General features: G+C 73.3%; 25 protein-coding genes. 16 read left to right on the top strand and 9 right to left on the bottom strand.

Annotated elements, in window-relative coordinates; translation table 11 throughout:
• Positions 1 to 5 precede the first annotated feature (5 nt).
• The 7 genes from IE134_RS24790 to IE134_RS24760 all read left to right on the top strand — a co-directional run bounded on the left by IE134_RS24790 (position 6) and on the right by IE134_RS24760 (position 9,581).
• Entirely contained in the window at positions 6 to 1,610 is a 1,605-nt protein-coding gene (locus IE134_RS24790; RefSeq protein ID WP_189431797.1) for a class I adenylate-forming enzyme family protein, read from the top strand.
• Complete coding sequence (locus IE134_RS24785) at positions 1,607 to 4,792, top strand: non-ribosomal peptide synthetase (protein ID WP_189431767.1); 3,186 nt, start codon at positions 1,607 to 1,609, stop codon at positions 4,790 to 4,792. Before IE134_RS24790 ends, IE134_RS24785 begins: the two co-directional genes overlap by 4 nt.
• A complete protein-coding gene (locus IE134_RS24780; protein ID WP_030710818.1) occupies positions 4,789 to 4,992 on the top strand; it encodes an MbtH family protein in 204 nt (67 codons plus the stop codon). Before IE134_RS24785 ends, IE134_RS24780 begins: the two co-directional genes overlap by 4 nt.
• Complete coding sequence (locus IE134_RS24775) at positions 4,989 to 5,279, top strand: phosphopantetheine-binding protein (protein ID WP_030710816.1); 291 nt, start codon at positions 4,989 to 4,991, stop codon at positions 5,277 to 5,279. Before IE134_RS24780 ends, IE134_RS24775 begins: the two co-directional genes overlap by 4 nt.
• Entirely contained in the window at positions 5,272 to 6,891 is a 1,620-nt protein-coding gene (locus IE134_RS24770; protein WP_229823729.1) for a condensation domain-containing protein, read from the top strand. The genes IE134_RS24775 and IE134_RS24770 overlap by 8 nt, the downstream gene beginning before the upstream one ends.
• Positions 6,888 to 8,855: a N,N-dimethylformamidase beta subunit family domain-containing protein gene (locus IE134_RS24765; RefSeq protein WP_189431766.1), complete on the top strand. Its 1,968-nt coding sequence runs from the start codon at positions 6,888 to 6,890 to the stop codon at positions 8,853 to 8,855. The genes IE134_RS24770 and IE134_RS24765 overlap by 4 nt, the downstream gene beginning before the upstream one ends.
• Positions 8,856 to 8,936: 81 nt before the next feature.
• Positions 8,937 to 9,581, top strand: a complete 645-nt coding sequence (locus IE134_RS24760; RefSeq protein ID WP_032768195.1) for a TetR/AcrR family transcriptional regulator — start codon at positions 8,937 to 8,939, stop codon at positions 9,579 to 9,581.
• A gap of 10 nt (positions 9,582 to 9,591) precedes the next feature.
• Here IE134_RS24760 and IE134_RS24755 read toward each other — a convergent pair whose 3' ends face one another.
• Entirely contained in the window at positions 9,592 to 10,431 is an 840-nt protein-coding gene (locus IE134_RS24755) for a MaoC/PaaZ C-terminal domain-containing protein (RefSeq protein WP_189431764.1), read from the bottom strand.
• Positions 10,432 to 10,436: 5 nt separating this feature from the next.
• Entirely contained in the window at positions 10,437 to 11,759 is a 1,323-nt protein-coding gene (locus tag IE134_RS24750) for a 3-oxoacyl-ACP reductase (RefSeq protein ID WP_189431762.1), read from the bottom strand.
• Between the two features lie 100 nt (positions 11,760 to 11,859).
• Between IE134_RS24750 and IE134_RS24745 the strand changes: the two genes are divergently transcribed.
• Together IE134_RS24745 and IE134_RS24740 are read left to right on the top strand one after the other, a co-directional pair.
• Entirely contained in the window at positions 11,860 to 13,155 is a 1,296-nt protein-coding gene (locus tag IE134_RS24745) for an acetyl-CoA C-acetyltransferase (protein WP_189431760.1), read from the top strand.
• Positions 13,156 to 13,239: 84 nt separating this feature from the next.
• Positions 13,240 to 15,162, top strand: a complete 1,923-nt coding sequence (locus tag IE134_RS24740; RefSeq protein WP_030710800.1) for an AMP-dependent synthetase/ligase — start codon at positions 13,240 to 13,242, stop codon at positions 15,160 to 15,162.
• Between the two features lie 26 nt (positions 15,163 to 15,188).
• On the opposite strand, the gene IE134_RS24735 is transcribed toward IE134_RS24740, so the two are convergent.
• Both IE134_RS24735 and IE134_RS24730 read right to left on the bottom strand, forming a co-directional pair.
• Positions 15,189 to 15,428 (bottom strand): PIN domain-containing protein, encoded by a 240-nt coding sequence (locus tag IE134_RS24735; RefSeq protein WP_030710799.1) that lies wholly within the window; start codon positions 15,426 to 15,428, stop codon positions 15,189 to 15,191.
• Between the two features lie 157 nt (positions 15,429 to 15,585).
• Positions 15,586 to 16,194, bottom strand: a complete 609-nt coding sequence (locus IE134_RS24730) for a hypothetical protein (RefSeq protein WP_030710798.1) — start codon at positions 16,192 to 16,194, stop codon at positions 15,586 to 15,588.
• Between the two features lie 336 nt (positions 16,195 to 16,530).
• Here IE134_RS24730 and IE134_RS24725 point away from each other — a divergent pair, with 336 nt between their 5' ends.
• Positions 16,531 to 17,364 (top strand): M23 family metallopeptidase, encoded by an 834-nt coding sequence (locus IE134_RS24725; protein ID WP_030710796.1) that lies wholly within the window; start codon positions 16,531 to 16,533, stop codon positions 17,362 to 17,364.
• 16 nt (positions 17,365 to 17,380) lie between these two features.
• Here IE134_RS24725 and IE134_RS24720 read toward each other — a convergent pair whose 3' ends face one another.
• Positions 17,381 to 18,115: an SDR family NAD(P)-dependent oxidoreductase gene (locus IE134_RS24720; protein WP_030710794.1), complete on the bottom strand. Its 735-nt coding sequence runs from the start codon at positions 18,113 to 18,115 to the stop codon at positions 17,381 to 17,383.
• 249 nt (positions 18,116 to 18,364) lie between these two features.
• Positions 18,365 to 18,961 (bottom strand): TetR/AcrR family transcriptional regulator, encoded by a 597-nt coding sequence (locus IE134_RS24715; RefSeq protein ID WP_030710792.1) that lies wholly within the window; start codon positions 18,959 to 18,961, stop codon positions 18,365 to 18,367.
• Positions 18,962 to 19,214: 253 nt separating this feature from the next.
• Here IE134_RS24715 and IE134_RS24710 point away from each other — a divergent pair, with 253 nt between their 5' ends.
• Complete coding sequence (locus IE134_RS24710) at positions 19,215 to 20,093, top strand: MOSC domain-containing protein (RefSeq protein WP_098016658.1); 879 nt, start codon at positions 19,215 to 19,217, stop codon at positions 20,091 to 20,093.
• A gap of 37 nt (positions 20,094 to 20,130) precedes the next feature.
• Here IE134_RS24710 and IE134_RS24705 read toward each other — a convergent pair whose 3' ends face one another.
• Entirely contained in the window at positions 20,131 to 21,255 is a 1,125-nt protein-coding gene (locus IE134_RS24705; protein ID WP_098016657.1) for a glycoside hydrolase family 43 protein, read from the bottom strand.
• 231 nt (positions 21,256 to 21,486) lie between these two features.
• On the opposite strand from IE134_RS24705, the gene IE134_RS24700 reads away from it, so the two are divergent.
• The 4 genes from IE134_RS24700 to IE134_RS24685 all read left to right on the top strand — a co-directional run bounded on the left by IE134_RS24700 (position 21,487) and on the right by IE134_RS24685 (position 23,781).
• Complete coding sequence (locus tag IE134_RS24700) at positions 21,487 to 21,741, top strand: DUF6332 family protein (protein ID WP_189431758.1); 255 nt, start codon at positions 21,487 to 21,489, stop codon at positions 21,739 to 21,741.
• A gap of 181 nt (positions 21,742 to 21,922) precedes the next feature.
• Positions 21,923 to 22,687: an aminoglycoside phosphotransferase family protein gene (locus tag IE134_RS24695; RefSeq protein WP_189431756.1), complete on the top strand. Its 765-nt coding sequence runs from the start codon at positions 21,923 to 21,925 to the stop codon at positions 22,685 to 22,687.
• A gap of 44 nt (positions 22,688 to 22,731) precedes the next feature.
• Entirely contained in the window at positions 22,732 to 23,130 is a 399-nt protein-coding gene (locus tag IE134_RS24690) for a MafI family immunity protein (RefSeq protein WP_229823728.1), read from the top strand.
• A 111-nt stretch (positions 23,131 to 23,241) separates the two neighbouring features.
• The gene (locus tag IE134_RS24685; RefSeq protein ID WP_126932179.1) at positions 23,242 to 23,781 is read left to right on the top strand and encodes a DUF6924 domain-containing protein; all 540 of its coding nucleotides are present in this window, start codon (positions 23,242 to 23,244) and stop codon (positions 23,779 to 23,781) included.
• A gap of 27 nt (positions 23,782 to 23,808) precedes the next feature.
• Here the strand turns inward: IE134_RS24685 and IE134_RS24680 are convergent, their stop codons facing one another.
• Entirely contained in the window at positions 23,809 to 24,648 is an 840-nt protein-coding gene (locus tag IE134_RS24680) for an aldo/keto reductase (RefSeq protein ID WP_189431754.1), read from the bottom strand.
• 61 nt (positions 24,649 to 24,709) lie between these two features.
• Positions 24,710 to 25,102 (bottom strand): VOC family protein, encoded by a 393-nt coding sequence (locus IE134_RS24675; RefSeq protein ID WP_098894086.1) that lies wholly within the window; start codon positions 25,100 to 25,102, stop codon positions 24,710 to 24,712.
• Between the two features lie 248 nt (positions 25,103 to 25,350).
• Here IE134_RS24675 and IE134_RS24670 point away from each other — a divergent pair, with 248 nt between their 5' ends.
• On the top strand, positions 25,351 to 26,295 hold the full coding sequence (locus IE134_RS24670) for an LLM class F420-dependent oxidoreductase (protein ID WP_098016693.1): 945 nt from the start codon (positions 25,351 to 25,353) through the stop codon (positions 26,293 to 26,295).
• Positions 26,296 to 26,305: the final 10 nt, after the last annotated feature.

Here is a 26,305-nt window from a genome sequence, read left to right as displayed (position 1 = left end):
CCGCCGTGCCGCCGCCCCGCAGTCTCCCCGCCCTCCTCGACCTCCGGGCCGCCACCGACCCCGGGCGCACCGCGCTGATCTGCGGCAGCCATTCCCTGACCTTCGGCGCGTGGCGCGACCGGTCCTCGGCGCTCGCCGCCGGACTGAGGGACCGTGGCCTGCGGCCAGGAGCACGGGTCGTGCTCCGTTACGGTGGCGGCGACTGGATCGCGTACGCCGTCGCCTACTGCGCCGTCCTCCGCGCCGGCTGCGTCGCCGTACCCCTCTCCGACCGGCAGTCCCCGGCGACCAGCGCCCATGTCCTCGCCGACAGCGGGGCCACGGCCCTGCTGCAACCGGGCGGCGCGGACCTGCCGCCGGATCTGCTTCCGGCGGGGGTGTGGTCGGCGACGGAGGAGGAGATCGGGTCGGAAGCCGGGACGGGGGCGGGAAGCGGAACCTCGGCCGGGCCCGGGGCGGAAGCGGAGGACGGAACGGGATCCGGAGCGGGACCGGCCACCGACCACGGCCTCCCGGACCCGCCCGACCCCGCCGCCCTCGCCCAGATCCTCTACACCTCCGGCACGACCGGAACCCCCAAGGGCGTCACCGCGACCCACGCCAACCTGGTGCACGGCTGTACGTCCGACGAACGCCGCCGCCCCCTGCGGCACTCCCGTCACTTCCTGCACGCCTTCCCCGTCGGCACCAACGCCGGGCAGACCATGCTGGTCAACGCCCTGGACTCGGCGGCCACCGCCGTGGCCACCCCGCAGTTCACCCCGGGGCGGTTCGCGCGGCTCATCGAGGAGTACGGGGTCGGCAGCGTGTTCCTCGTCCCGGCCATGGCCATCGAACTGCTCGGCTCACAGGCCGCCCGCCGGTACGCCACCGACACCGTCCGGCTCGTCGGCTCCACCGCCGCCGCCCTGCCGGGGCCCGTGGCGCTCGGCCTGGCCCGGGCCTTCCCGCGCGCCCAAATCGTCAACTACTACACCTCCACCGAGGCCGCGCCCGCCCAGATCACCCTGCTCTTCGACCCCGACCGCCCCGACTCCCCGGGACGCCCCGCCGACCTGCGCGACCTGCGGATCACGGCCCCCGACGGAACGCCCCTGCCGCCCGGCGAGCCGGGCGAGGTCTGGCTCCGCAGCCCCACCGCCCCCCGCGCCTACCTCGACGGAGCCGGCAGCGGGGCGGCAGTCGTCCGAGGCCCCGCGAACGGCGGCCCGGAGGTCTTCCGGGGCCGCTGGGTGCGGATGGGCGACCTCGGACGGGTGGACGAGGACGGGTACCTGCACCTGCTCGACCGGGAGCGGGACGTCATCAAGTCCGGTGCGCACAAGGTCTCGACGCTCCAGGTCGAGGACGCGCTGCACGCCCACCCGACGGTCGCGGACGCGGCGGCGTTCGGTGTGCCGCACCCCGTCCTGGGCGCGGTCGTCGCCGCCGTCGTCGTGCCACGCGGTGAGCTGACCGTGCCGGCCCTGCGGACCTTCCTGCTCGACCGGCTCGCGGCCCACGAACTCCCCGCGCGCCTGCTGTTCCACCCCTCCCTGCCGCGCAACGAGGGCGGCAAGATCCTCAAGCGCGAGCTGCGCCTGCTCCTGGACGACGAGGCCCTGCGATGACCAACCCGAACTCCCCTTCCCCGCAAGCTTCTTCCGCCCCTGCCCTGCCCGCCGGGCTCGGTCCTGCCCAGCACGGCATGTGGGTCACCGAACAGGTGCTGAACCCCGGGGCCGCCCACCACCTGGTGGTGACCGCCCGGTTCACCGGCCCGACGGCACCCGACGCGGCGGCCCTCGCCGCCGGGTGCGCCCGGCTCCTCGCCCGGCATCCGGTGCTGCTGTCCCGGGTGGACCCGGAGGGACCCGTGCTCGTCCCGGCCGCCGGACCGGCCCCCGGACTGCGCCGCCTGACCTGCGCGTCCGACGGCCTCGATGCCCTGCTCGCGGCGGAGAGCACCCGCGCCTTCGACCTGGCCGAGGGTCCGCTCGTCCGGTTCGCGCTCGTGAGCACCGGTGACGGCCATCCGGTCCTGCACGCCGTCGCCCACCACCTGGTGCTCGACGGCACCTCGAAGGACATCCTGCTCGCCGAGATCCTGGGCGTGGAGACGTACGCCGGCCCGGAGACGCACGCCGGCCCGGAGAAGGCCGAGCCCACCGGTCAGCTGGAGCCGACCGCCGAAGAAGCGCAAGCGGCAAGGGAGTTCTGGGCGGACCGCTGGACGGACCCGGCCGCCCCCGCGCTGCCCGGCCTTCCCGTCGACGCACGGGACGCCACCGCACCCGCGCCCGGGGACGCCGTGCCGTTCACCCTTGAGGGATCGCTTCTCGCCCGTCTCGCCGACACCGCGCGCTCCCTCGGCGTCACCCGCTTCGAACTGCTCCTCGCCCTCTGGCACACTCTGCTGCTCCGCTACGGCAACAGCTCGCCCGCCACCGCCGTGGAACTGTCCACCCGCCGCCCGGGGAGCCCCGAGCACATCGGCCTGTACGTCAACGAGCTGCCCGTTTTCACCCGCCCCGACCCGCACCGGAGCTTCGCCGACTTCGCCCGGGACGTCCGGTCCGAGCTGGCGGCCCTCTACGGCCACCGCCCGGTCCCGCTCGGCCGGGCGGTGCGCGGCCTCACCCCGCGCACCGCGCTCACCCCGCTCTCGGTCAGCTACCGCCGCCGCACCGGCTGGGAGGCGCTGGAAGCCCCGGACGTCGAGGTGGACTGGATCGGCTTCCCGCACGCCGTGCGCAACCTGGCCCACCTCCACCTGGTCTCAGGACCGGACCGGTTGGACGCCTCGTTCCAGTACCGGGCCGACGCCTTCGCGCCCGGTGCGCCCGCCCGGATCGTCGGCCACTTCCGCACCCTGCTGGACGCGGTGCTCGCCGACCCCGGCCTCCGTCTCGCCGACCTGCCGCTGCTGCCGGGCGACGAGCTGGACCGGGCGTTGTACGCGGGCAACGGGACGGCTGCGGCCCGCCCGGCGGACGCCACGGTGGTGGGCATGTTCGCGGAGCAGGCCGCCGCGACGCCCGGGGCGGTGGCCGTGGTGGCGGCCGACGGCACGGAACTCTCCTACGGTGAACTGCACACGGCCGTGGAGGCTTTCGCCGACCGGCTGGCCGCCGAGGGCATTGGTGCAGGAGACCTCGTCGGCGTCCAGGTGTCCCGTTCGGTGGCCGAACTTACCGCGCTGCTGGGAACGTTGTCCGCCGGAGCCGCCTACGTACCGCTGGATCCCGGCTACCCGGCCGACCGGCTCGCCTTCGTCCGCGCGGATGCCCGGCTGTCCGCCCTCGTGGTCGAGGGACCGGTACCGGAGGGGCTGCCGGGCGGGCTGCCCGTGCTGTCCCCTCAGGCCTCGGCGACCGGCGCGCCACCGCGTGGGCGGACGGCCGCCCCGACCGGCGATCACCCCGCCTATGTCCTCTACACCTCCGGCTCCACGGGGCGGCCCAAGGGCGTCGAGGTCCCGCACGGCGCCCTCGCCAACCTGCTCGGCTCCCTGGCCGACCGGCTGGAGGCCACCCCGGGCCACCGCTGGCTGGGGCTGACCTCGCTGTCCTTCGACATCTCCACCGTGGAACTGCTGCTGCCCCTGACCACCGGCGGCCGGGTCGTCCTGGTGCCGGAGGAGCGGCAGCGTGACGGCGCCGCCCTGCTGCAGCTGATCGACGCCCATGACGTCACCCATGTCCAGGCCACCCCGAGTGGCTGGCGGCTGATGCTGGCCGCCGGGCTGCACCGCCCCGGACTCGTCGTCCTGGCCGGGGGTGAGGCGCTTCCCGGGCCGCTCGCCGCCGAACTGGGCTCCGTCGTGGGCCGGTTGTTCAACGTGTACGGGCCAACCGAGACCACCGTCTGGTCCACACTGGCCGAACCGTCCCCCGGCGAACCGGTGACCATCGGCCGCCCGCTGGCCGCCACCCGGGCGTACGTGCTGGACGAGCACGGCGGACCCGTCCCCGACGGCCTTCCCGGCGAACTGCACCTCGGGGGCGCGGGTGTGGCGCACGGCTACCGGGGCCGCCCCGGGCTGACGGCCCGGTGCTTCGTGCCGGACCCGTGGGGGCCGCCGGGTTCCCGGATGTACCGCACAGGTGATCTGGTACGCCGACTGCCGGACGGGCGGCTGGAGTTCGCGGGACGTCTCGACACCCAGGTGAAGCTGCGGGGCCACCGGATCGAGCTGGGCGAGATCGAGGCCCGGCTCGCCGAGCACCCCGGGGTGGCGCAGGCGGTGGTCGTGCTGGACCCGGGGGAGGGCGAGGGCGCCGGGGGGTCCGGCCAGGAGCGGCTGGTGGCGTACACGGTCGGGGCCCCGGGCGGCCCGGAGGCCCCGGCCGCCGACGACCTGCGCGCCCATCTCGCCCGTACGCTCCCCGCCGCGATGATCCCGGCCGCCTGGGTTCCGCTGGCCGCGCTGCCGCTCACCCCGAACGGCAAGGTGGACCGGGCCCGGCTGCCGGCGGCCCCCAGGACCCGGCCGGACGGGGCGGACGCGGCCGACGGCCCCACGGCCGCACCCGAGGGGGACGCCGCCGTGGTGCGGGAGATCTGGCAGGAGGTGCTGCGGCTCGACGACATCGGCCCGGACGAGGACCTCTTCGACCTGGGCGGCCACTCCCTGACGATCACCGCCATCGCCGCCCGGATCCGCAAGCGGCTCGGCGTCGAGGTGCCCCTCGACGGCTTCTTCGACACCCCGACGCTCGCCGAGATCTCGGCCGTGGTGGGCGAACTCCGCCGACCGGCGGCGGGGACGGGACGGACGGCCCAGGCAGCAGCAGAAGGAGAGCAGCGATGAGCGACGCGACGGCATACCAGGTGGTCGTCAACGACGAGGAGCAGCACGCCCTGTGGCCCGCCCGGACGGAGCCTCCGGCCGGCTGGCGGGCGGAAGGGTTCACGGGATCCGAGGAGGAGTGCATGGCCTATGTCGACCGGGTCTGGGAGGACATCCGCCCGCTGAGTCTGCGCCGCCGCCTCGCGGAGCAGGGCCGGTGACGGCCCCGGCCGCCGCGGAGGCCGCGCTGCGGGGCAGGGTCGCCGTCCTGGTCTCCCGTGCCACCGACGGCGAGGTCACGGAGGAGGAACTGCTGGGAGCGGGAGTCTCGTTGACCGCTCTGGGCGTGACGTCCCTGGCGCTTCTGCGGCTGATCGACGCGGTGGAGGAGGAGTTCGGGATCGTTCTCGACCTGGACGGTCCGTTCCGGTTCCTGGACGACCTCGACGGCCTGGTCGGCCACCTGGCCGGGCTGGGCGTGGCGGCGGACGGAGGCAACGATGCCTGAAGGGACGGTGACGGCCGCCGGGCTGCGGGCCGCGGCGGTGCCGGCGGACACGGAGCCGGAGAAGGCCGGGGTGCCCGGCGGCCCGGTCCCCTCCGGGGCGTGCTCCTATACGCGCCGCGACGTCGCCTTCCAGGGGGAGCGGTCCGGCCGCGCCCCGCTCACCTGGGGCCAACGGGCCATCTGGCACGCGATTCGCCGCACCGCGCCCAACGACCACTACTTCAACATCGGCCGCGTCCTCCCGCTGGCCGACCGGGGCCGACCGGTGACCGTCCCCGAGGCGCTGAGGGCGCTGGCGCACCTGATGGAGCGGCACGAGTCGCTGCGCACCCGGCTGCTGTTGCCGCAGGACGGGGAGCCCGCCCAGAGCCTCACGGACGCCGGAACCCTGACCGTGACGATCACCCGGGCCGCCGGGCTCCCGGAGGCGGCGGCCGAGGCGGACGCGCTGCTCGGCCGGCTGTCCTCCACCCGTTTCGACTACCCGGCGGAGTGGCCCGTCCGCGCGGCCCTCGTCACCGCGGGCGACCGGGTGACCCACGCCGTACTGGTCCTGTGCCACCTCGCCGCCGACGGACACGCCGCCGAGATCCTCGTACGGGATCTGCGCCTGCTGGTCCGGCGCGGCTCGGCAGGCCGGCCGCCCGCCACCACCCCGCTGGACCTCGCCCGCGACCAGCACGCGGCGGCGGGCCGGCGGCGAGGGGCGGCGGCCCTCGCGCACTGGGATGCGGGCTACCGGGCCGCGCCCCCCACGATGTTCCCCGACCCGCGCGCGGAGCCCCGCACCCCGCGCTTCTGGACCGGGCGACTGGTGTCCCCCGCCCTGGCCCGGGCGGTCGGCACGGTGGCGGCGGCGCACCGGGTCAGCGGCTCGACCGTGCTGCTCACCGCGTCGGCCGCCCTGGTCGCGGCCGGAGAGGGACACCGCACGGCGGCCGTGCTGCCGATCGTCGGCAACCGCACCGCCGGGGCGCTGCGCGACCTGGTCTCGACGCTGTCGCAGGACGGCCTGTTCATCCTCGACCTGGCGGAGACGGCCGGTCTCGCGGAGTCCCCCGGGGCGAGGGAGCCGTCCGGTCCCGCGGAGCCGCCCGGGCCCAGGGAGCCGTCCGGTCCCGCCGAAACCGCCGGTCTCGCGGGCACGTTCACCGGCCTCCTCCCCGCCGCCTACCGGGCCGCCCTGCGCGCGTACCGGGCCGCGGTGTACGACCCCGTGGAGTGGGACGCGCTGGGGGAGCGGCTGAGCGCGGAGTACGGCACCGACGTGCACCCGTACTGCTGCTTCAACGACATGCGCCTGGTCGAACGGGCACTGCCCGGGGGCCCCTCGGCCGCAGCCGGGGAGCTGGCTGAGGCCCGGCGGCGGACCACCTTCGGTTTCCCGGCGACCCAGGACCGGGTGGCGTGCCGCTACTGCCTGCACGTCACCGAGGAGGGCGACGCGCTCGCGGTGTCGCTGACCGCCGACACCGCGTATCTGCCGCCGGAGGCGATCCGCGCGCACCTCTACGCGATGGAGGAGCTGATCGTGGCGAGCGCGGCCGGGGCGCCGCCCCCGCTGACGGAGCTCCGCACCCTGCTGGAGACGGCGGGAGGCGGCCGGCCGTGACCACCGCCGAGCCCGCCCCGGCCCTGGCCTCGGGCGAACCCCTGCGGGCCTGGGCGGACCGCACCTCGTGCGTCCAGGGCGGCAGGCTCCCGTTCCACCTGACCGGCGCCGGTCCGTCGGCCCCGGTCCGGGTGCGGATCAGCGACGCCATCAGCGGCGAACCGCTCCTCACCGCCGCGATGACCGGACCGGACTGGACTTTGGACGTGCCGCCCGAGTGGCCCAGCGCCCTGTGCCGCGCCGTCTTCGACGTACCGGGGGAGACCCGGCCCGCGACGGACGGGGCGGAGCACGAGGTCTGGTTCGTCGTCCGGGCCGCCCGCCCCGGTACGGCCTCCCGGATCCTCGTCTCGATCCCCTTCCCCACCTGGCGGGCCTACACCCACGCGGGCCGCCCGCACCGGGGCCTCTACTACTCCGAGCAGCCCCACCGCGCCGCCCGCGTCTCCTTCGCCTCCCCGGGCGGCGGGCCGCCGCCCGAGCGCTGGGAGGAAGGGCTGCTGCGCTGGCTGCCCTCGGCGGGATACCCGGTCGACCTGTGCTCCGGCCTCGACCTGCACGACGGCGGTGAACTCCTCTCCCACTACCGCCTGCTGGTGGTCAACGGCCATGACGAGTACTGGTCGATGGAGATGCGCGACAGCGTCGAGACCTTCGCCCGCCGGGGCGGCAACGTGGCCTTCTTCGCCGCCAACACCGCCTGGTGGCAGATGCGGCTGGAGGACGACGGGCGCACGATGGTCTGCCACCGGGACGCGCTCACCGACCCCGTCACGGCCACGGACCCGCGCCGGACCACCGTCGAGTGGTCCAGCTCGCCCGTCGACCGCCCGGAGAACTCGATGACCGGTCTCAGCTTCCGCCGGGGCGCGGGCGCGTGGGGCGAGGGCATGGCGGTGATGCGCAAGGACGCCTACACGGTCCGCTTCGCGGGGCACTGGGCCTTCGCCGGTACGGGGCTGGCGGACGGTGAACCCTTCGCGCGGGGCGCCCTCGGCTACGAGACGGACTCCTGCGCCCTGGAGTGGACCGGCGAGGTGCCCCGGGCGACGGGCGCGGACGGCACTCCGGCCTCGTTCGTCGTCCTGGCCACCGCCGATCTCCGGCACTGGCGGGAGTACGGGCAGGGCGGGGCGGCCACGATGGGCGTCTTCCGGCTGGGCGCGGGAACGGTCTTCAACGCGGGCACGATCAACTGGGGCAGCGTCCTGGCGGACGACCCGGTCGTGGACCGCGTCACGCGCAACGTGCTGGACCGGCTGGGCGGGACCGCCCCCGGTGACGGGTGGGAGGCCGCCGGGTCCCCGGACGAGGTCCACGCGCTCGCCGTCTGCGCGTCGGCGCTGTTCGGCGTGGACGGCCGGGGCCGGCTGCTGTGCCGGGAGCCGTCCGGGCAGAACCTGCCGTGGCGGCCCGTCGGACAGGCCCCCGGTGTGCGGGCGCTGGCCTCGGCCCGGGAGGCGTCGGGCGGGCTGCCGCTGGAGCTGTACGCGGCCACGGAGGACGGCAGGCTGCTGCGCCGCGACCCCGTCCCGGAGCCGGTCGAGGGCCGCGAGGAGTGGGCCGAGGTGGGGACGGTCCCGCCGGGGACCACCGGGATCGCGCTCTGCGACGCGGGGATCTTCGCCGTCACCCCGCACGACGACACCCTGCACCATCTCTCCGCGCTCGCCCTCGACGGGCCGTGGCAGGTGCTGGGGGACGCGGGCGGCGCGGTCGCGCTCACCACGCTGAACAGCAGACTGTGGGCGGTCACCGAGGACGGCCGCCTGCGGACCCGCCTCCCGGCGGGCCCGGCGGACGGACCCGTCCCCTTCACCGGCGCCGGTGTACCGGGCCCACCGCGGGACCCGACGTCCCCCGGCGGCTGCACGGCCCTGGCCGGCCGGGCCGGGACCCTGTACGCCGCCGTGGCCGGGGGCCCGCTGCTCCTGTGCGCGAGGCCCGCCGTCCCGCCCCGCTGATCGCTCCCTGCGACGCCGGGCCGCCCGCCGCCGTAGGGTGGGAAGCGGAGCAGGGCAGTGGGGGCGGGGAGGAAGCCGGACGTGGGTGCTGTGAAGAGCAAGCGGATGCCGCGCGCCGTGCGCGAGCAGCAGATGATGGACGCCGCCGTGCGGACCTTCGGGCAGCGCGGCTACCGGGCCGCCTCGATGGACGAGATCGCGGAGCTGGCGGGCGTCTCCAAGCCGTTGGTCTACCTGTACCTGAATTCCAAGGAGGACCTGTTCTCCGCCTGCATCCGCCGTGAGGCGCAGTCCCTGCTGGAGGCGGTGCGGGCCGGCGTGGACCCGGGGCTGCCCGCCGACGCCCAACTGTGGTCCGGGCTGCGGGCGTTCTTCGTCCACACCGCCGAGAACCCGGACGCCTGGTCGGTCCTGCACCGTCAGGCCCGCTCGCACGGGGAGCCGTTCGTCAGCGAGGTCGGCTGCATGCGGGACGAGATCGTCGCGTTCGTGACGGGCCTGATCGGAGCCGCCGCCCGCGAGGCCCACAGCGACCCCGCCCTCGCGGACCGGGATGTGGCGGGCCTCGCCCAGGCCCTCGTGGGGGCCGCGGAGTCGCTGGCGGGCTGGGCCAACGACACCCCCGACGTCTCGGCGCGGGAAGCGGCGGCGACGCTGATGAACTTCGCCTGGGCGGGCCTGGAGAACCTGATGCACGCCCGGCCCTGGACGCCCCCGGCCGACTAGACGTTCCGCGTCACTGTTGGACGTTCCGCGTCACCGCGCCCACGAGGTGCACACGCCCCTTCGTCCCGCGCAGCGCGAAGGCGTCGCCGGCGGCGTCGGCGGCGTACGTCACGGTGGCGGGCAGCAGGACAGGGGCCTTGAACTCGGCCCGTACGGAACGGATTTCGGATCCGTCCCCCGCCTCGGCCAGGCAGCGGGCGACCGTCCACATGCCGTGCGCGATGGCCCGGGGAAAGCCGAACAGCCGGGCGGTCAGCGGGTGGAGGTGGATCGGGTTGCGGTCCCCGGACACGGCCCCGTAGCGCCGCCCGAGGTCACCGGGCAGCCGCCACTCGGCGACGGCGGGCAGATCGCCGACGGCGTCCGGGTCCGGGCGAGGTGAGGCGGCCGCATCCGTCGTCGCGTGCCGGGACAGATAGCCGCTGCGGGACTCCCACACCAGCTCCCCGCCCACCCGCGCCTCGGTCACCATCGTGACCTCGGTGCCCCGCCGGTGCGGGGTCAACCCAGCGGCGTACACGGCCAGTTCGAGCGGTTCCGTCGGCCGCACGGCCCGATGCGGGGTGATCTCGATCCAGGTGTGGACGAGCCCGAGGACCGGCAGCGGGAAGGCGCGGTCGGTCATCAGCCGCATGGTGAGCGGAAAGGCCAGGACATGCGGATACGTCAGCGGCAGCGGGCCGGACTCCGTGAACCCGCAGATCCTCCCGTACGCCGCGAGCGGCCCGGGGGCGACGGGCGCGGCCGGGCGGGTCAGGCGGCCCGGGGGCAGGGCGGCGTCCGGCCGGCCTGCGCGCTTGAACGGTGAGGAGAGGGCCCCGCGCACGAGCGAGGCGCTGAGTGAGGTCATCGGTCTCACGCCCCCAGCAGGCTCTGGCCGCAGACGCGCAGCACCTGGCCGTTGACGGCGGCGGAGCCGGGCTGCGCGAACCAGGCGACGGCCTCGGCGACGTCCACCGGAAGCCCGCCCTGGGAAAGGGAGTTCATGCGGCGGCCCGCCTCGCGGATGAACAGCGGCACGGCGGCGGTCATCTTCGTCTCGATGAACCCGGGGGCCACCGCGTTGACCGTGACGCCGCGTTCGGCGGCGGCGCGCGGGCCGAGCGAGCGGACGAGGCCGATGACACCGGCCTTGCTGGCCGCGTAGTTGGTCTGGCCGTTGTTGCCCGCGATGCCCGCGATGGAGGCGGTGGCGACGACCCGGCCGCCCCGGTTCAGGGTGCCCGAGGTGAGAAGCTCGTCGGTGGTGCGGAGCACGCTGTCGAGGTTGACGTCGATGACCTGGGCCCAGCGGTCGGCCGGCATGTTGGCGAGGCGGCGGTCGCGGGTGATGCCCGCGTTGTGGACGAGGACGTCGAGCCCGTCCGGTGCGGCGGCGGCGATGCGGGCGGCGGCGTCGGGTGCGGTGATGTCCAGCGGCAGCGCGGTGGCCCCGAGCCTGTCGGCGGTGCGCACCAGGTCGTCCTGCGCCTGGGGGACGTCCAGGACGATCACGTGCGCCCCGTCGCGGGCCAGCACCGAGGCGACGGACGCGCCGATGCCCCGCGCCGCGCCGGTGACCAGGGCGGTGCGGCCGGAGAGCGGGGCGTCCTGGTCGGCCACGGGGTCCGGGGCGGCGGTGGTCAGCTCGATCACCTGGCCGCTGACGTAGGCGGACCGGGGGGAGAGGAGGAAGCGGAGGGTGGACTCGGCGGCCCCCGGCGCGGCCCCGGCCGGGATCCGCACGAGCTGGGCGGTGGAGCCGCGCCCGATCTCCTTCCCCAGCGACCGGACGAAACCCTCCAACGCCTGCTGCGCAGCGGCCTGATGGTGGTCCTCGGAGGACGGGGGCGTGCCGATGACGACGATCCGGCCACCGGGAGCCTGCGACCGTACGACAGGATGCAGGGCCGCGTGCACCTCGGCGAGACCGCGGACGGAGGTGACCCCGGTGGCGTCCAGCACGATCCCGGCGGGCCGGGCGGCCTGGGCGTCGACCGTCAGACCGGTCGCCGCCAGCACCTTCGCCAGCTCGTCCGAGATCGCCGAGTCCCCGGCGGTCAGATGCAGCAGCGGCCCTTCCAGGCGCGGGGTCTCCAGGGTCCAGCGGCGCAGCGGGGCGGGCTGCGGCAGGCCGAGCCGGCGGGTGAGGAAGCGGCCGGGGGCTGTGCCGGTGAGGTGCAGATAGCGATCGGCCATTGTCCTGACTCCCTGCTCGGTCGTAGATTTACTCTTGAGTAAGGTTACTGAAGAGTCAGGAGCTGGTCGAGATGAACAATCCCGGACCGACCGAGACGAGATGGTCACGATGACGCGCCAGGACCCGTTCGTGCCGCTCCCCGTGCCCCAGCCGCGCCGCGTCGCGGTGCTCGGCGGCAGTCGCACCCCCTTCGCCCGCTCCGACGGCCCGTACGCGACCGCTTCCAACCAGGACCTGCTGACGGCCGCGCTGAACGGCCTGGTCGAGCGGTACGGCCTGACCGGCGACCGGGTCGGGGCGTTCGTCGCGGGCGCGGTCCTCAAGCACAGCCGCGACTTCAACCTGGCCCGCGAGACCGTCCTCGGCTCCGCTCTCGACCCGCGTACCCCCGCCTACGACATCCAACAGGCCTGCGGCACCGGCCTTCAGGCGGTCATCGCCGCCGCGAACCAGATCGCGCTCGGGTCCGTCGACTCCGCGATCGCGGGCGGCTCCGACACCACCAGTGACGCCCCCCTCGGCGTCAACGACGACCTGCGCCGCATCCTGCTCGCGGCCCGCCGCGCGAAGACGACGGGCGCCCGCCTCGCAGCGCTGACCGCCGTACGTCCCCGCCACCTCGTCCCGGACATCCCGCGCAACGCCGAACCCCGCACCGGCCTGTCGATGGGCGACCACGCCGCCGTCACCGCCCGCCGCTGGGCGGTCACCCGCGAGGACCAGGACCTGCTGGCCGCCACGAGCCACCAGCGCCTGGCCGCCGCGTACGAACGGGGCTTCCTGGACGACCTGGTGGTCCCGTACCGCGGCCTGGACCGCGACCAGAACCTGCGCCCGGACTCGACGGCCGAGAAACTGGCGCGCCTGAAGCCGGTGTTCGGCACATCCGACCCCAACCCAACGATGACGGCGGGCAATTCGACGCCGCTGACGGACGGCGCGGCGACGGTCCTGCTGGCGAGCGAGGAGTGGGCCGAGGAGCGGGACCTGGAGCCGTTGGCGTACCTCTCCCTGTACGAGACGGGCGCGGTCGACTACGTGGACGGCGACGACGGCCTCCTCATGGCCCCGGCCTACGCGGTGCCGCGCCTGCTGGAGCGGGCGGGCCTGGGCATCGAGGACTTCGACCTGTACGAGATCCACGAGGCGTTCGCCTCCCAGGTGCTGGCCACCCTCGCCGCCTGGGAGGAGCAGGGCCTCGCCCCGGTGGACCGCACCCGCCTGAACGTGGCCGGCTCCTCCCTGGCCACCGGCCACCCGTTCGCCGCGACGGGCGCCCGGATCGTGGCGACGCTGGCGAAGCTGCTGGCGGAACGGGAGGGCCCGGGCCGGGGCCTGATCTCGATCTGCGCGGCGGGCGGGCAGGGGGTGACGGCGATCCTGGAACGCCCCTGACCTGCCTGCCTCTTCCGCTGTTTCCCTGCCGGACGGACGACCCGGCGAACCGACCCGCCCGACCCCCGAACCGAGGAGCCGCACGTGTCAACGCCACCTTCCGCCGTATCCGCAGCTGCTGTTCCGCAGCCCGTCCTGATCGAACCGACGAAGAAGCGGGGCCCGGACGGCCGGGTCCAGGAGGTCTCCGTACCGAAGTTCGCGCCGGTCGTGGAGCGCGGCTCGCTGGCCGAGATCCCGTTCGACAACGCCCGTGAGGCGCCAGGGGAGTTGGTCCTCAGCCGTAAGGACGCCGCGGGCGCGTGGCAGGACGTGAGCGCCGCGGAGTTCGCCGCCGAGGTACTGGCGGTGGCGAAGGGCCTGATGGCGGAGGGGCTGCGGGCGGGGGACCGGGTCGCGATCATGGCCCGGACGACGTACGAGTGGACGCTGCTGGACTTCGCGGCCTGGGCGGCGGGCATGGTGACGGTCCCGATCTACCCGACCTCGTCCGCCTTCCAGGCCCGCTGGATCCTCCAGAACTCGGGCGCGGTGGCGTGCGCGGTGGAGACGAAGGAGCAGGGCCGCCTGATCAGCCAGGAGCGCAAGCAGCTCGGCGACCTGGCGCACCTGTGGCAGTTCGACACGGGGGCGATCGGCCACCTGAAGTCCCTCGGCAAGGACATCCCGGACGCGGCGGTCGCGGCCCGCCGGGCCACCCTGGAACCGCACAGCCCGGCGACCCTCATCTACACCTCGGGCACGACGGGCCGCCCGAAGGGCTGCGTCCTGACCCACGGCAACTTCTTCGCCGAGGTCGACAACGCGATCGAACTCCTCCACCCGGTCTTCAAGTCGGTCTCGAAAGAACCGGCTTCCACTCTCCTCTTCCTCCCCCTCTCCCACGTCTTCGGCCGGATGGTGGCGATCGGCTGCATGCGGGCGAGGGTCCGCCTCGGCCACGCGCCGTCGATCCAGACGGAGGACCTGCTGGCGGACCTGGCCGGCTTCCGCCCCACGTTCCTCCTGGCCATCCCCTACGTCCTGGAGAAGGTCTACAACACGGGCCGGGCGACGGCGGAGAAGATGGGCCGCGCCTCGTCGTTCGACCGCGCGGCGCGGATCGCCCAGCGCTACGGCAAGGCGGTGGAGGCCGCCGAACACGGTACGGGCCCGGGCCCGGGCTTCGGCCTGCGCGCGGCCCGCGCCTTGTACGACCCGCTGGTCTACCGCCGCATCCGGGCGGCGCTGGGCGGCAAGGTCCGGTACGTGATCTGCGGCGGCTCCCCGCTGGGCCGGCGCCTCGCGGCGTTCTACGAGGGCGCGGGCATCGGCATCTTCGAGGGCTACGGCCTGACGGAGACCACGGCCGCCCACACGGTGACCCCGCCCCTCAAACCCCGCCTGGGCACGGTGGGTTGGCCGCTGCCCGGGACCTCGGTGCGCATCGCGGACGACGGCGAGGTGCTGCTGAAGGGCGGGCAGGTGTTCCGGGGCTACTGGGACGGGGAGCGGGCGGAGGTGACCCCGGCGCTGCTGGCCGACGACTGGTTCCCGACGGGCGACCTGGGCACGCTGGACGAGGACGGCTACCTGACGATCACGGGCCGCAAGAAGGACATCATCATCACGTCGGGCGGCAAGAACGTCACCCCTGCCCCTCTGGAGGACTGGCTGCGCGCTCACCCCCTGGTCAGCCAGTGCATGGTGGTCGGCGACAACCGCTCGTTCGTCACCGCCCTGATCACCCTGGAACCGGACGGCCTCCAGCACTGGCGCCAGATGACCAAGAAGCAGGACATCCCGATGCGCGACCTGGTCCACGACGAGGACCTGCGCACGTCCTTGCAGAAGGCGGTGGACGAGGCGAACCGCCTGGTATCCCGCGCCGAGTCGATCCGCAAGTTCACGGTGCTGCCGGTGGACTTCACGGAGGAGAACGGCCACTTGACGCCGTCGCTGAAGCTGAAACGGGACGCGATCGCGCGGGACTTCTCGGGGGAGATCGAGGGGTTGTACCGGAGGTAGGGGTTTTGGTGGAGGTGGGGCCCTTGTCACGTGTCGTCGGGGAGCAACCTGAATGCCACGTTGCGCTCGATGAACCGTGCTGCCGTCAGAGCCTTGTCAGCGCCCGCCTTGGTGGTGATCAGGTAGTCCAGCCGGGCAAGGGCGAACGGGGAGACGATCAGATGGCTGATCGTCGACAGGACCTTCTTGTGCGCTTCGTGGCCGGCGAGCCGTGGGTCGAGGAGCCTGTAGAGGGCGTTGGTGTCGGCAATGGCGATCAGGCTCACGACCGCATCCCCTTGAGTACGTCCTCGATGTCCTCGTCCGTGAGGTCGGGCAGGCCGAGGTCAGGGACACCCGCTTCAGGAGAGCGGTGCTCGACCTGTCCGAATCCAGTGGACGGGGCCGGTCCGGCTCGCGCCCTCCAGCGGAGCCGGGTCTGGCTCAGGCCGCTTGGAGCACCTCGCAGGAGCAGTGCCGGAATTCGAGGCCGAGCTCTCGGTCCACGGCCGCACTCGATCGCGTGGCGGCCTCGGACACCTTCTCCCAGGATCCGTACTTCAGGTGGAGTTGGTCGGCTGTCGGGCCGAGCGGGTTGCCGTACTTCTTCTGGTTGCGTGCCTCCAGCTCCGCGATCTGGTCGGGGGTCATGCCCGCGCGGACGACGTCCTTGGCGTCATTGCGCATCTGGACCAGAGTGCGGGCGACGTCCTCCTCCGAGCGCCCCTCGGAGCGCATGGCGCACTTCGTGCGTTCCATGTCCTCAAGGAGCGCGTGATACCGCATCCGCTGTCCGCGGGCGATCTCACGCTCCTGCGGGGTCTCACTCCGGATGAGACACACGACCGGTTCCGGACTGGTGCACTCACCGTGGGCCGGCGGCTCCTGGGAGACAGGGGCGACGACGACCGATCCGCACCCGGCGGACACGGCGCAGGGGCGTACCACGTGCTGGGCGGCGGAGGCGGACTGCGACGGGAGGAGGACGACTTGGGTGACCAGCAGCACGGGAACCACGCGGCGGGCCAGCGAGCGCAGACTGTTCAGTGACATGCGCTCATCGTTTTGCACACGGCGACGAGACCGAAGCAAGGCGGGGCCGGAACGCCTCCGACACCGGCCGACACCACTCCGCCGGGTGAAGGCGACTCTCCGCCGGGCCGGGGCGAGACCCGGATCCCGCACCTCACGCGGGCGTGCGCGTCGCTTCCCACCGGGAAGGTGCGGCACGCGGGTCTGTCGTCCCGCCCCGAGTTGCGGCACTCTGGTGCCCGTTCAACTCGCGTAGATTCCGCGGCGCTTCCCGCCCAGGCGTCACGCACCAAGGCACTTCGTCATCGCACCTCGCGCTCCACCGCCCGGTTGTCGACCCGAAGGACGTCCCCGCCCATGCGACGCTCGCCCCGCACCTGCCTCCTGGCCCTCCTCGCGCTCCTCGGAGGCCTGCTCACCGTCACCGCCACCGCGTCCCCCGCCGCGGCCGCCCCGAACTTCAAGGCGCCCTACGCCTGCGGTCAGCAGTGGACCTACAGCCATCACTCCGCCGAGGTCAGACAGGCTCTCGACTTCGTCCGCACCGACGGCGGGGGCACGGCCGGCTCCCCGGTGCTCGCCTCGGCCGCCGGGACCGCCTACCGCTACTCCCAGCCGAGCGGGGCGGGCAACTACATCGCCGTCGAGCACGGCGGCGGCTGGAAGACGTACTACTTCCATCTCGCCGCGTTCTCCGTCGCCAACGGGGCCCAGGTCGCCCAGGGCCAGCAGATCGGTACCACCGGCTCCACCGGCAACAGCTCCGGCGCGCACATCCACTACGAGCAGCTCTACAACGGCGTCGGCCAGACCATCGTGATCAACGGCCAGTCCCTCGCCCCGTATCCCGGCTCGTACTACGGCAAGTACCTGACCAGCGACAACGGTTGCGGTGGCGGAGGCGGCAAGTACTGGGTCGACACCTTCGCCAACGCCACCGGCTACGCCGCCGCCAACACCGCGGACGCGCAGGGCGTCCTCAACGCCGGTACCAACTACGTCTACTGCAAGGTGTGGGGAGCGCGGGTGGGCACGGCGAGCCAGTTCAACCACTGGTGGCTGCGCACCGACCTCGACGTCGTGTACGCGGGCAAGAACGGCCGCAACGCGTACGTCTCCGCGTACTACCTCTCCCGCTGGGGCAACGACGAGGCCCGCGACAACAACGGGACGGTGATCCCGAACTGCTGACGCGGCATCGTGAGGTTCACACCTGCGCGTATCCGCCGTCGGCGAAGAACTCCGCGCCGTTGACGTAGCTCGCCGCGTCCGAGGCGAGGAACGCCGTCACCGCGGCGATCTCCGCGGGTTCGGCGAGGCGGCCCAGCGGGACGCCTTCTCCGGCCTGTTCGAGAGCCTCGGCCGGGAGCAGATCCAGCAGGCCCGCCGTGCGGGTGCCGCCTGGCGACACGACGTTGACGCGGAAGCCGCGTGCCCGCGAGCTGAGGGCCCAGCCCCGAGCGAGGCTGCGCACCGCGGCCTTCGACGCCGCATAGACCTCCAGCCCCTCGTCAGGTCGTGTCGCCGCGGTTGAGCCGGTGAGTATCACCGAAGCGCCGTTGTTGAGGTGGGGCAGTGCCTGCTGGAAGGTGAGGATCGTCCCCTTGACGTTGGTGGCGAACAGGGAGTCGATCACCTCTTCCGTCACCTCGCCGAGTGGGGCCGCGGTGGCGATGCCGGCGTTGGCGACGAGTACGTCGATGCGGCCGGCCCGGTCGCGTACGGTCCGGTAGAAGGTGTCGAGTTGCGGGGGCGCCGAGACGTCGCACACCGCGCCGGTCACGCCGCTTCCGAGTTCGGCGACGGCGGCGTCCAGTGCGTCCTTGCGGCGACCGGTGATGAAGACCCGGGCGCCTTCGTCGCGCAGTGCGCGTGCTGTGGCGAAGCCGATGCCGCTGCTGCCTCCGGTGACCACGGCGACCTTGTCCGTCAGGACGGCCATGTTGTCCTCCTTCATAGTTATGGACCGCTAGGTCAACAACCATCCTCGATATGGACCGATCAGTCAAGAACGACGTCGGGGCGGGTCGCCCGTCTGTCCGGGGCGCGCGGGTGCGGCCTGGACCCGCGCGGAAGCGACGATCGTCCGCAGGGGGGTGTGGCGCAGCGGCATACCCGTCCGGGCGCGGGCGCGGGCGCGCGGGTGCTGCGGTGCTCGGATGTACGGGTGCCGCGGCGCGGCCGGCGGCGGCTACCGCGTGGCGGCGGGCAGAAGCCGGGTCAGCACGGACCGGGCTGCCGCGGCGAGGGTGCCGGGGGCCTCGCCGGTGCGCCCGAGGGCGACCAGGCCGAGCTGGGCGACGAGGACGGCGCGGGCGGTGTCGGCGGGGTCGGCGTCCGGGGCGAGGTCGCCCTCGCGTCGCGCCCGCTCCAGAGCCTCGGTGAGGATGGCGGTGATCGCGTCGTAACTCCGGCGGGCCTCGGCGGCCACATCCGGTGTACTGGCGGCGAGTTCGGCGTTGCTGTTGGCCAGCAGGCACCCCCGGCGCGCGGCCGTCCCGGTGGGATCGGCGGCCGGGCCGAGCACGAAGTCCCGCACCATGTCGATGCCGCGCGCCGCAGACTCCAGGCTCTCGCGAAGCGCCAGCAGGTTGGCGTTGTCGTAGTCGCGCAGCGCCCGCAGGAACAGGGTGTGCTTGTCGCCGAAGGCGCCGTACAGGCTGCCCTTGCCGAGCCCACTGGCCTGCAACAGGTCATCCAGGGACGTCGCCGCGTATCCCTTGTCCCAGAAGGTGTCGCGGACGGCGAGCATCACACGCTCTTCGTCGAATTTCCGAGGCCGGGCCATGTCTGCATCGTACCCAGTTCTGGACCGAGTGGGCCATAACGAGACGGGGCCGGTCCGGGGAGGCGGCGCGGCCGACGGGGACCGGCAAGGCTCCCGGAGCCGGTGACGCGAGGCCGACGGCGCGTGGTCGGCACGGAGCCCGGCACAGTCTGGCGCAAAACCCGTCGATCATCGTCCGTGCCGCCTGGCACCCTGGCTGCAAGGGCCCGACGGCAGCAGATCCGCGGGCAGGGCGTTGCGAAGGAGAGGCCACATGGCCGCGGTCGTCGAGCTGATCACCTATCCCGTCAAGGGCTGCGCGGGAACGTCCGTGGACAGTACGCACCTCACCCCGGCGGGCCTCGCCCACGACCGCAGTTTCATGGTCGTCAGCGTCGACGGCGTCTACCGCACCCAGCGCCGCGACCCCCGCCTCGCCCTCGTCCGGCCCACCGTCAGCGCCGACGGCAGCAGGCTCACGCTCGCATCGGCGGAGCCGGAGAGCGGTCACGGCGCACTGCACCTCGACGTCACCACCTCCGCGCCCCGGCGCGACGTCGACCTGTTCGGCGCGACGTACCAGGGCATCGACCAGGGCGAGGAGGCCGCCGCCTGGCTCACGGACTTCCTCGGCACCCCGAGCCGTCTGGTCCGCGTACCGCCGGAGCACGACCGGAAGACCGACGGCCTGACCCCCGGCACCTCCGGTTACGCCGACAGCAGCGCCGTCCACGCGCTCTCCCGCGCTTCCCTCGCCCACCTGCACACGCGGCTGGCCGAGCGCGGCGCCCCGCCCCTGGCCATGGACCGCTTCCGCCCGAACATCGTCATCGACAGCCTCCCCGAGGGGTGCCAGGGGGAGCAGGCGGCGGACTGGGCGGCGGAGCCCCACGCCGAGGACCGGATCCGCCGCGCGACCATCGGTGCGGCCGAGCTGGGCTACACCAAGCTCGCCGTGCGCTGCGCGGTCACCCTGGTCGACCAGGAGGCCGGCGCCCGGGGCGGCCCGGAACCGCTGCGGACGCTCGCGGGCTACCGCCGCTTCTCGGCAGGCGGGGTGGTGTTCGGCGCGAAGTTCTCCGTAGCGCGGCCGGGGAAGCTGTCGGTGGGCGACGAGGTGGCGGTGGAGGAGTGGGGCGACGCGGAGACGTGATATCCCGCGCCGCCCCGTACGCCTGCGGGGCGACGCGTCACTCGAAGAACTTCAGGCTCCACCCCTTGTCGGACGTGGGTCCCGGAACGTTGGCCCGCGAGTACGTCGTGTCGCCCCACCAGACGAACGTCCCGGTGTACCAGTGGCGGTTCGCCCAGGAGTACGGGGTGCCCTTGGCGACCGCGTGGTACATCGACGGGAACCTCGGGCCTGCGGGCGGGCTGGTGTTGATGTCGCCGTGCAGCAGCACGAAGGTGTGGTGGCCGGGCCCGTTCACGTGCAGCGTCGGGTCCCAACCGGCCATCATCGTGGCGCGGTTGGAGCCGAACAGGCAGCCGTTCGACTTGTACCAGTCCCATACGTACGTGGGGTCGCCGCCCTTGCGCAGGCGCAGGTCCGCCAGGCAGTACTGCTCGCTCCAACTGCCGTTGGCGGAGTAGGCGATGTGCAGTTGCCCGTTCGGGTCCTTGATCGCCTCGGGGCTCTCGTTGATGAACGGGTTCCCGACCACCCGCTCCCAACTCTCGCGCGGCTGGGAGATGACGTACCGCGCGCCGGTGGGCTGGGTCGGGCTGCTCATCCGGGCGATGTAGAGGTTCTGCTCGACGTTGGTGTCGCCCGCCCACCCGGACCAGACGAACCAGCGCTGCCCCTCGAAGGTGAACAGGGTGCCGTCGATGGCCCATTTGCCGTCGGGGAGGGCGAGTTGGGTCTCGGCCCCGTACCCGCTGTCCGGGGAGGCGGAGCTGATGACGAACATGCGGTGGGCGGCGCCGACTCCGGCCGTGAAGTAGATGTAGTACCGCCCGCCGTCCATCACGATCTCGGGAGCCCAGACCTCCCCGCGCCCCCGGCTGTCGGCCCAGACCTGCCGGGCGGGCGCGGTGGCAAGCCCGTCCGTGGACGACGCCTGCCGTACGACGATGCCGCCGCCGGTCGACTGGACCCCGACGTACATACTGCCCACCCGCAGCACGCTGGGGTCGGCCGCACGCAGACTGGTCTGCCCCTGCGGAGCCGCTTCGCGGGCGGGCGGCGCGCCCTGGGCGGTGTCGGGCGGCGAGAGGAAGAGCGTCGCGGCGAGGGCGGCGGCCAGCGTGAGCGCGCCGAGGGCGGACGAGCGGCGGAGGGGTCTTCCGGGTTTGCGCGTGGGGTCGCTCATGGGGGCTCGCTCCTGGGTGGGGGGATCCGATGATGGCGATGGGGATAGCGACGGCGGTGCCGTGACGATGGTGGCGGTGACGATTTACATCGATGGAAGCGCGCTCTCGCAGAATCTCGTCGAGGGTTGTCACTGTCAATGGCTGCGCAGGAGGCGGTAGTTCGGGAATGGTGCTGGGCCGATCGGGCGTCGCGCAGTTCCTGGGTGGGACCGTGGTGCGAGACTTCCGGCATGGACATGGGGCGCGAGTCGCGGTGGGGGAAGGACGCGATGACGGTGGAGATCGTCTTCGCCCTGGTGACTGCTGTCGTCCTTGCCGGGGCGGTCTTTGCCGTCGCTCTGGTCCTCGTTCTCGTCTTTGACCTTGCTGGTTCCGCGTCCAGAGGCGTACTGACGGGCGGAGCCCTGGTGGGAGCGGCGGCCGGAGTCGGGCGTCTGGTGCGGGTGCTGTACCGCTTCGACGCGGAGCGCCGTAATGGCAACTGACGTGGCCTGCGACAACTGCAGCCAATCCGATCCGATCCGATGGATCTCCACGTCGGCATGTGGACTCCATCGATAGCGCGTCGCGGCCGTCCAGGACGGCTCCCTCCGGGACTCCTCCAGCGGTGTCGGCGCGCGATAAATCCGGCGACTTCCGCGACCGTCGCCGGGATACTCGTCGCCCATGAATGAGGTCCAAGTCGTCGTCGCCCACTCCGAGCGCGCGACCCTGCGCGTCGGTGACGTATTCCTGAAGGTGGACGCCGACCGGGCGCGTATCGACGCCGAGGTCGAGGCGATGTCCCTCGCGCCCGTTCCGACCCCGGAAGTCCTGTGGCGCAAGCCGCCCGTGCTGGCGATCGCCGCGGTCCCCGGGACGACGCTCGGGCGCCTCGGCGGGCCCTCGACCGGGTCACCGGCGGCGTGGGCCGCGGCGGGCGCCGCCATCCGGAAGCTGCACGACGCGCCACTGCCGCCGGGGGTCGGCCGGGCAGGCCGAGGCGTCGGCGAGCTTGCGACCGAGCTCGACGCCGAGTGCGCGTTGCTCGTGGCGAACGGTCTTCTGCCCGCCGAGCTGGTTACCCGTAACCGCCAGGTCGCCGAGGCCGCGCTCAGGCCGTGGACTCCGGTCTTCACCCATGGCGACCTGCAGATCGCGCACGTCTTCGTCGACGGCGACGAGGTCACGGGCATCATCGACTGGTCCGAGGCGGGCCGGGGCGATGCGCTGTACGACCTCGCCACCTTCACGCTCGGACACGAGGAGCACCTCGATGACGTTCTCGTCGGCTACGGCGCCGGCGCCGTAGCCGACGCCGATGTCGACCTCGACGTGATCCACGCGTGGTGGGCGGTGCGGAGCCTGCTGGCAGTTCGGTGGCTGATCGAGCACGGCTTCGACCCGTTCTTGCCGGGCTGCGAGGTCGACGTGTTGAGATCCCGGATGTGAGGCGGCGGGCCCGTCCACCCCGCCCGCAGACGTTCTGATGCGTCGTGCACGCCATCTCCTGGAGCGGGTACAGCATCGTCCGTCAGCTGGTGGACGGTCGTGGCACGGGCAACACTGGTGCCATGCCCCATGATCGTCAGGCTCTGCAGGCCGGCTGGAAGCGGACCCGAGCCCATCTCGACGCCGCCCTGGCCCACCTTGCGCATCTGCCGGGCGTCGATCTCTCAACGACAACGGAGTTCCTGGAGCACAACGAGCTGGGACTCGCCTTCGACTGCCTGGTCGATCTCGGTGACGATCTCGGTCTCCCTCTCCGCTTCTGGCAGCACATGGACCGAGCGGCTCGTGACATGCGGCTCTACAGCGATGTGCTGCACTCGCCCCACCTCACAGCTGCCGACACCTGCCTTCGTCACCTCGCTGTGGCTTCCGAGCAGGAATGATCCGCCAACCTGGCTTTCCTGGCTCCCGAGTCCGTCGGCCGTGTCAGTAGGACGTGAGAAAGTCCGTACGGGGGATCGGGGCCGACCGGAGGGCCAGGGGCTGAGGAACGGATGAGGGAAAAAGAGCTGCCGGAGGTCGTTCGGGCCGACGAGTGGGCGCCGCTCGTCATCCGGACCGACTACACCGATGACGTCGCGTGGGGCGAGATCGTCGCGGCGTTGGCGCGTGCCGTCGAGGGGGAGCGGGAGTGGGAGGCGGCGGTGCATCTCGTCGAGGACCGGCGGTGGGAGGGGGTCACCGGCGACGAGGCTCTTGCCGCCGCGGCGCGGGACGGGGAGCTGAGCGTGGTGTTCCTCGCCGACGAGGTCACCATGCGCTCGCCCCTGCGTCCGCTGCTCGCCCTCGACCTCGGCGCCGATGACGACGAGGACCTCGACCCGGTGTACTACCAGGAGCTCATCGACTCCCCGCCGCCCCGCGAGGTGCGTGCCGTGCCGGACGCCGTGCACATGGTCCACGGGAACCTCCAGCTTGCCAACGTGGACTTTGCGGAGTTCGTGGAGGACGCGGCCGTCGATCCGGACGGGGTCGTCCGGGACGTGACAGCCGCACCGGCGAGTCCGGGCCCCCTGCCGCACCCCGGGCCGTGAGGCCGACCGGGGCAGATCGCCTGTCCGTCACGCCGCCCCCGCGATCCCGTCCAGCCGCCCCCGCAGCTCCGACGTGAGGACCAGGTCCGCCGCCGCCGCGTTCTCCTCCAGGTGGGCGATGCTCGACGTGCCCGGGATCGGGAGCATCACCGGGGAGTGGTCCAGCAGCCAGGCCAGGCAGACCTGGGTGGGGGTGGCGTCCAGTTCGGCGGCGATGGCTGCCACCTCCGCGCGGTCGCCCGCCTTGCCCCAGGCCACCGTGCGCCAGGGCAGGAACGCGATGTCCGCCGCCTCGCAGGCCGCGAGGACCGGTTCGTGTTCGCGGTCGGTGAGGTTGTAGCGGTTCTGGACGCTCGCGATGTCCACGATCTCCCGGGCCTCGGCCAGCTCGGCGGCCGTCACCTCGGACAGGCCGATCCGGCCCACCTTGCCCGCGTCGCGGAGGTCCCGCAGGGTGCCGAGCTGGTCGGCGAGCGGGGTCTCCGGGTCGATGCGGTGGAGTTGGAGCAGCTCCAGGCGGTCGACGCGGAGGCGGCGCAGGGCGTGGTCCACCTCCGCGCGCAGGGACTCCGGGCGGCCGTGCAGGGCCCACTCGCCCGTCTCGGCGGAGCGGACGACCCCGACCTTCGTGGTGATCAGGAGATCCTTCGGGTACGGGTGGAGCGCCTCGGCCAGGACCTCCTCGTTGGCCCCGTTCCCGTACATGTGGGCCGTGTCGATCAGCGTGATGCCCAGCTCGACCGCCCGGCGGGCCACCGCGACGGCCGACGGCCGGTCCTCGGGCTTCTCGGTGGGCAGGTGCATCGCGCCGAAGCCCAACCGGCCCACGGGCAGGTCCCCGCCGATGCGGAACGTCGTCGGTGGCATGGTCTCTGAACTCCCCCTCGATCGGGTGTGCTTGACAATCTAGGAGGATTCCAGGGGGGCGTCAGGGCGTTTCCGGGCCCTGGAGGATCTGGAGGTAGTTGCCCACCGGGTCCACGATCGTGGAGAAGAACCAGCCGCCCCCGACCTCCTCGACCGGCCGCACCCACGTGACCCCGAGCGTGTTGAGGTGCCTCTCGGCCGCCCGGACGTCCCGCACCGTGATGTTGATCATCTGCCGGCCCGGCTCGGCCGCCTTGTCCGCGACGTCGTCCCGCTCGTCGAAGCCGATGATCGCCCCGGGGCCGACGATCAGGAGGTGCTCCGCCCAGCGGGCGCCGAGCGGCTCCAGAGCGGCGCGGTACCAGGCGATCAGGGATGCGGTGTCCGTGCTGCCGATGATGATCCCGAGGCCGGTTATGCCCGTGTTGTCGCTGCCGTCGGTGGGCGCTGTCATGGCTGATCCCTCGCTCTGTGTGCCGTGTCCGCCGGGGTCGCCCCGGTCGCTCGTGTCGCTCGTTCTGTCCTGCTACCAGTCATGACCGCTCCCGGCCGTGAAACTCATCGGTGCCTGCCGCCGATGCGCCCGATGGGCCGCACCTCTTGTCTGATGACCCGTCAGGTATGACGATGGCGGCCGTCACCCGGGGCGGGAGCGCCCCGGGGCGGAGGGGAAGGAAGGCCGCCGTGCCGGTATCGCCCAGTCTGCCCATCGCGCCCAACGGGCCGCTCTCGTACGGGATGCAGCTGCCGGTCCAGTCGCAGAGCGCCATCTACGCGGAACCCTGGGAGGCGGCGGCCACCCCCGCCGATCTCGTCCGCGTCGCCCGCGCCGCCGATCGCGGCGGCTTCGCCTACATCGCCGGCTGCGACCATGTCGCCATCCCCCGGCGGCTCGCGGCGGGCATGAGCACCGTCTGGTACGACCCCGTCGCCACGCTCTCCTTTCTCGCCGGGGTCACCGAGCGTGTGCTGCTCATGAGCCATGTCGCCGTCGTCGGGCTGCGGCATCCGCTGATCAGCGCCAAGCAGTACGCCACCCTCGACCACCTCAGCGGCGGCCGGCTGGTCCTCGGGGTCGGGGCCGGGCACGTGCGGGAGGAGTTCGAGGCGGTCGGGGCGGACTTCGACGGGCGCGGCGGTGTCCTCGACGAGAGCATCGACGCGCTGCGGGCCGCGCTCGGGCCGGAGGAGTACCCGGAGTTCGCGGGGGAGCTGTTCTCGTTCAGCGGGCTCGGGCAGCTGCCCCGGCCCGCCCAGGAGCGGGTGCCGGTCTGGGTGGGCGGCTCGTCGCCCGCCGCCGTCCGCCGGGCCGCCGTACGCGGCGACGGGTGGCTGCCGCAGGGCGACCCCCGGGACCGGCTGCCCGCCCAGATCGCCCGGCTGCACGCCCTGCGGGAGGAGGCGGGCGTCGACGCGCCGATCGTCGTCGGGGCGATCACCGAGCCGCTGTACGTCGGTGAGCCCGGGTGGTCCGTGGGGCGGCGCACGCTCAGCGGGAAGCCCGAAGCGCTCGCGGAGTCGCTGCGGGAGTACGCGGCGATCGGCGTGCACCAGATCCAGGTGCGCTTCCGGAGCCGGAGCGTGGACGAACTGACCGATCAGATGGCGGCGTTCGATGCGGACGTGGCCCCTCACCTCGGTACGTGACGTACGTGAA

The sequence above is a fragment of the Streptomyces rubiginosohelvolus genome, assembly GCF_014649875.1.
In the GTDB taxonomy this organism is placed as follows: Bacteria; Actinomycetota; Actinomycetes; order Streptomycetales; family Streptomycetaceae; genus Streptomyces; species Streptomyces rubiginosohelvolus.
This window is presented reverse-complemented; position numbering and strand designations above follow the sequence as displayed.

Bases quoted from the DNA above. Each gene is read 5' to 3' on its own strand.
- IE134_RS24785 (WP_189431767.1), top strand. From the start codon at position 1,607: ATGACCAACCCGAACTCCCCTTCCCCGCAAGCTTCTTCCGCCCCTGCC.
- IE134_RS24780 (WP_030710818.1), top strand. From the start codon at position 4,789: ATGAGCGACGCGACGGCATACCAGGTGGTCGTCAACGACGAGGAGCAG.
- IE134_RS24770 (WP_229823729.1), top strand. From the start codon at position 5,272: ATGCCTGAAGGGACGGTGACGGCCGCCGGGCTGCGGGCCGCGGCGGTG.
- IE134_RS24755 (WP_189431764.1), bottom strand. From the start codon at position 10,431: ATGACCTCACTCAGCGCCTCGCTCGTGCGCGGGGCCCTCTCCTCACCG.
- IE134_RS24750 (WP_189431762.1), bottom strand. From the start codon at position 11,759: ATGGCCGATCGCTATCTGCACCTCACCGGCACAGCCCCCGGCCGCTTC.
- IE134_RS24745 (WP_189431760.1), top strand. From the start codon at position 11,860: ATGGTCACGATGACGCGCCAGGACCCGTTCGTGCCGCTCCCCGTGCCC.
- IE134_RS24730 (WP_030710798.1), bottom strand. From the start codon at position 16,194: ATGTCACTGAACAGTCTGCGCTCGCTGGCCCGCCGCGTGGTTCCCGTG.
- IE134_RS24725 (WP_030710796.1), top strand. From the start codon at position 16,531: ATGCGACGCTCGCCCCGCACCTGCCTCCTGGCCCTCCTCGCGCTCCTC.
- IE134_RS24720 (WP_030710794.1), bottom strand. From the start codon at position 18,115: ATGGCCGTCCTGACGGACAAGGTCGCCGTGGTCACCGGAGGCAGCAGC.
- IE134_RS24715 (WP_030710792.1), bottom strand. From the start codon at position 18,961: ATGGCCCGGCCTCGGAAATTCGACGAAGAGCGTGTGATGCTCGCCGTC.
- IE134_RS24710 (WP_098016658.1), top strand. From the start codon at position 19,215: ATGGCCGCGGTCGTCGAGCTGATCACCTATCCCGTCAAGGGCTGCGCG.
- IE134_RS24705 (WP_098016657.1), bottom strand. From the start codon at position 21,255: ATGAGCGACCCCACGCGCAAACCCGGAAGACCCCTCCGCCGCTCGTCC.
- IE134_RS24700 (WP_189431758.1), top strand. From the start codon at position 21,487: ATGGACATGGGGCGCGAGTCGCGGTGGGGGAAGGACGCGATGACGGTG.
- IE134_RS24695 (WP_189431756.1), top strand. From the start codon at position 21,923: ATGAATGAGGTCCAAGTCGTCGTCGCCCACTCCGAGCGCGCGACCCTG.
- IE134_RS24685 (WP_126932179.1), top strand. From the start codon at position 23,242: ATGAGGGAAAAAGAGCTGCCGGAGGTCGTTCGGGCCGACGAGTGGGCG.
- IE134_RS24680 (WP_189431754.1), bottom strand. From the start codon at position 24,648: ATGCCACCGACGACGTTCCGCATCGGCGGGGACCTGCCCGTGGGCCGG.
- IE134_RS24675 (WP_098894086.1), bottom strand. From the start codon at position 25,102: ATGACAGCGCCCACCGACGGCAGCGACAACACGGGCATAACCGGCCTC.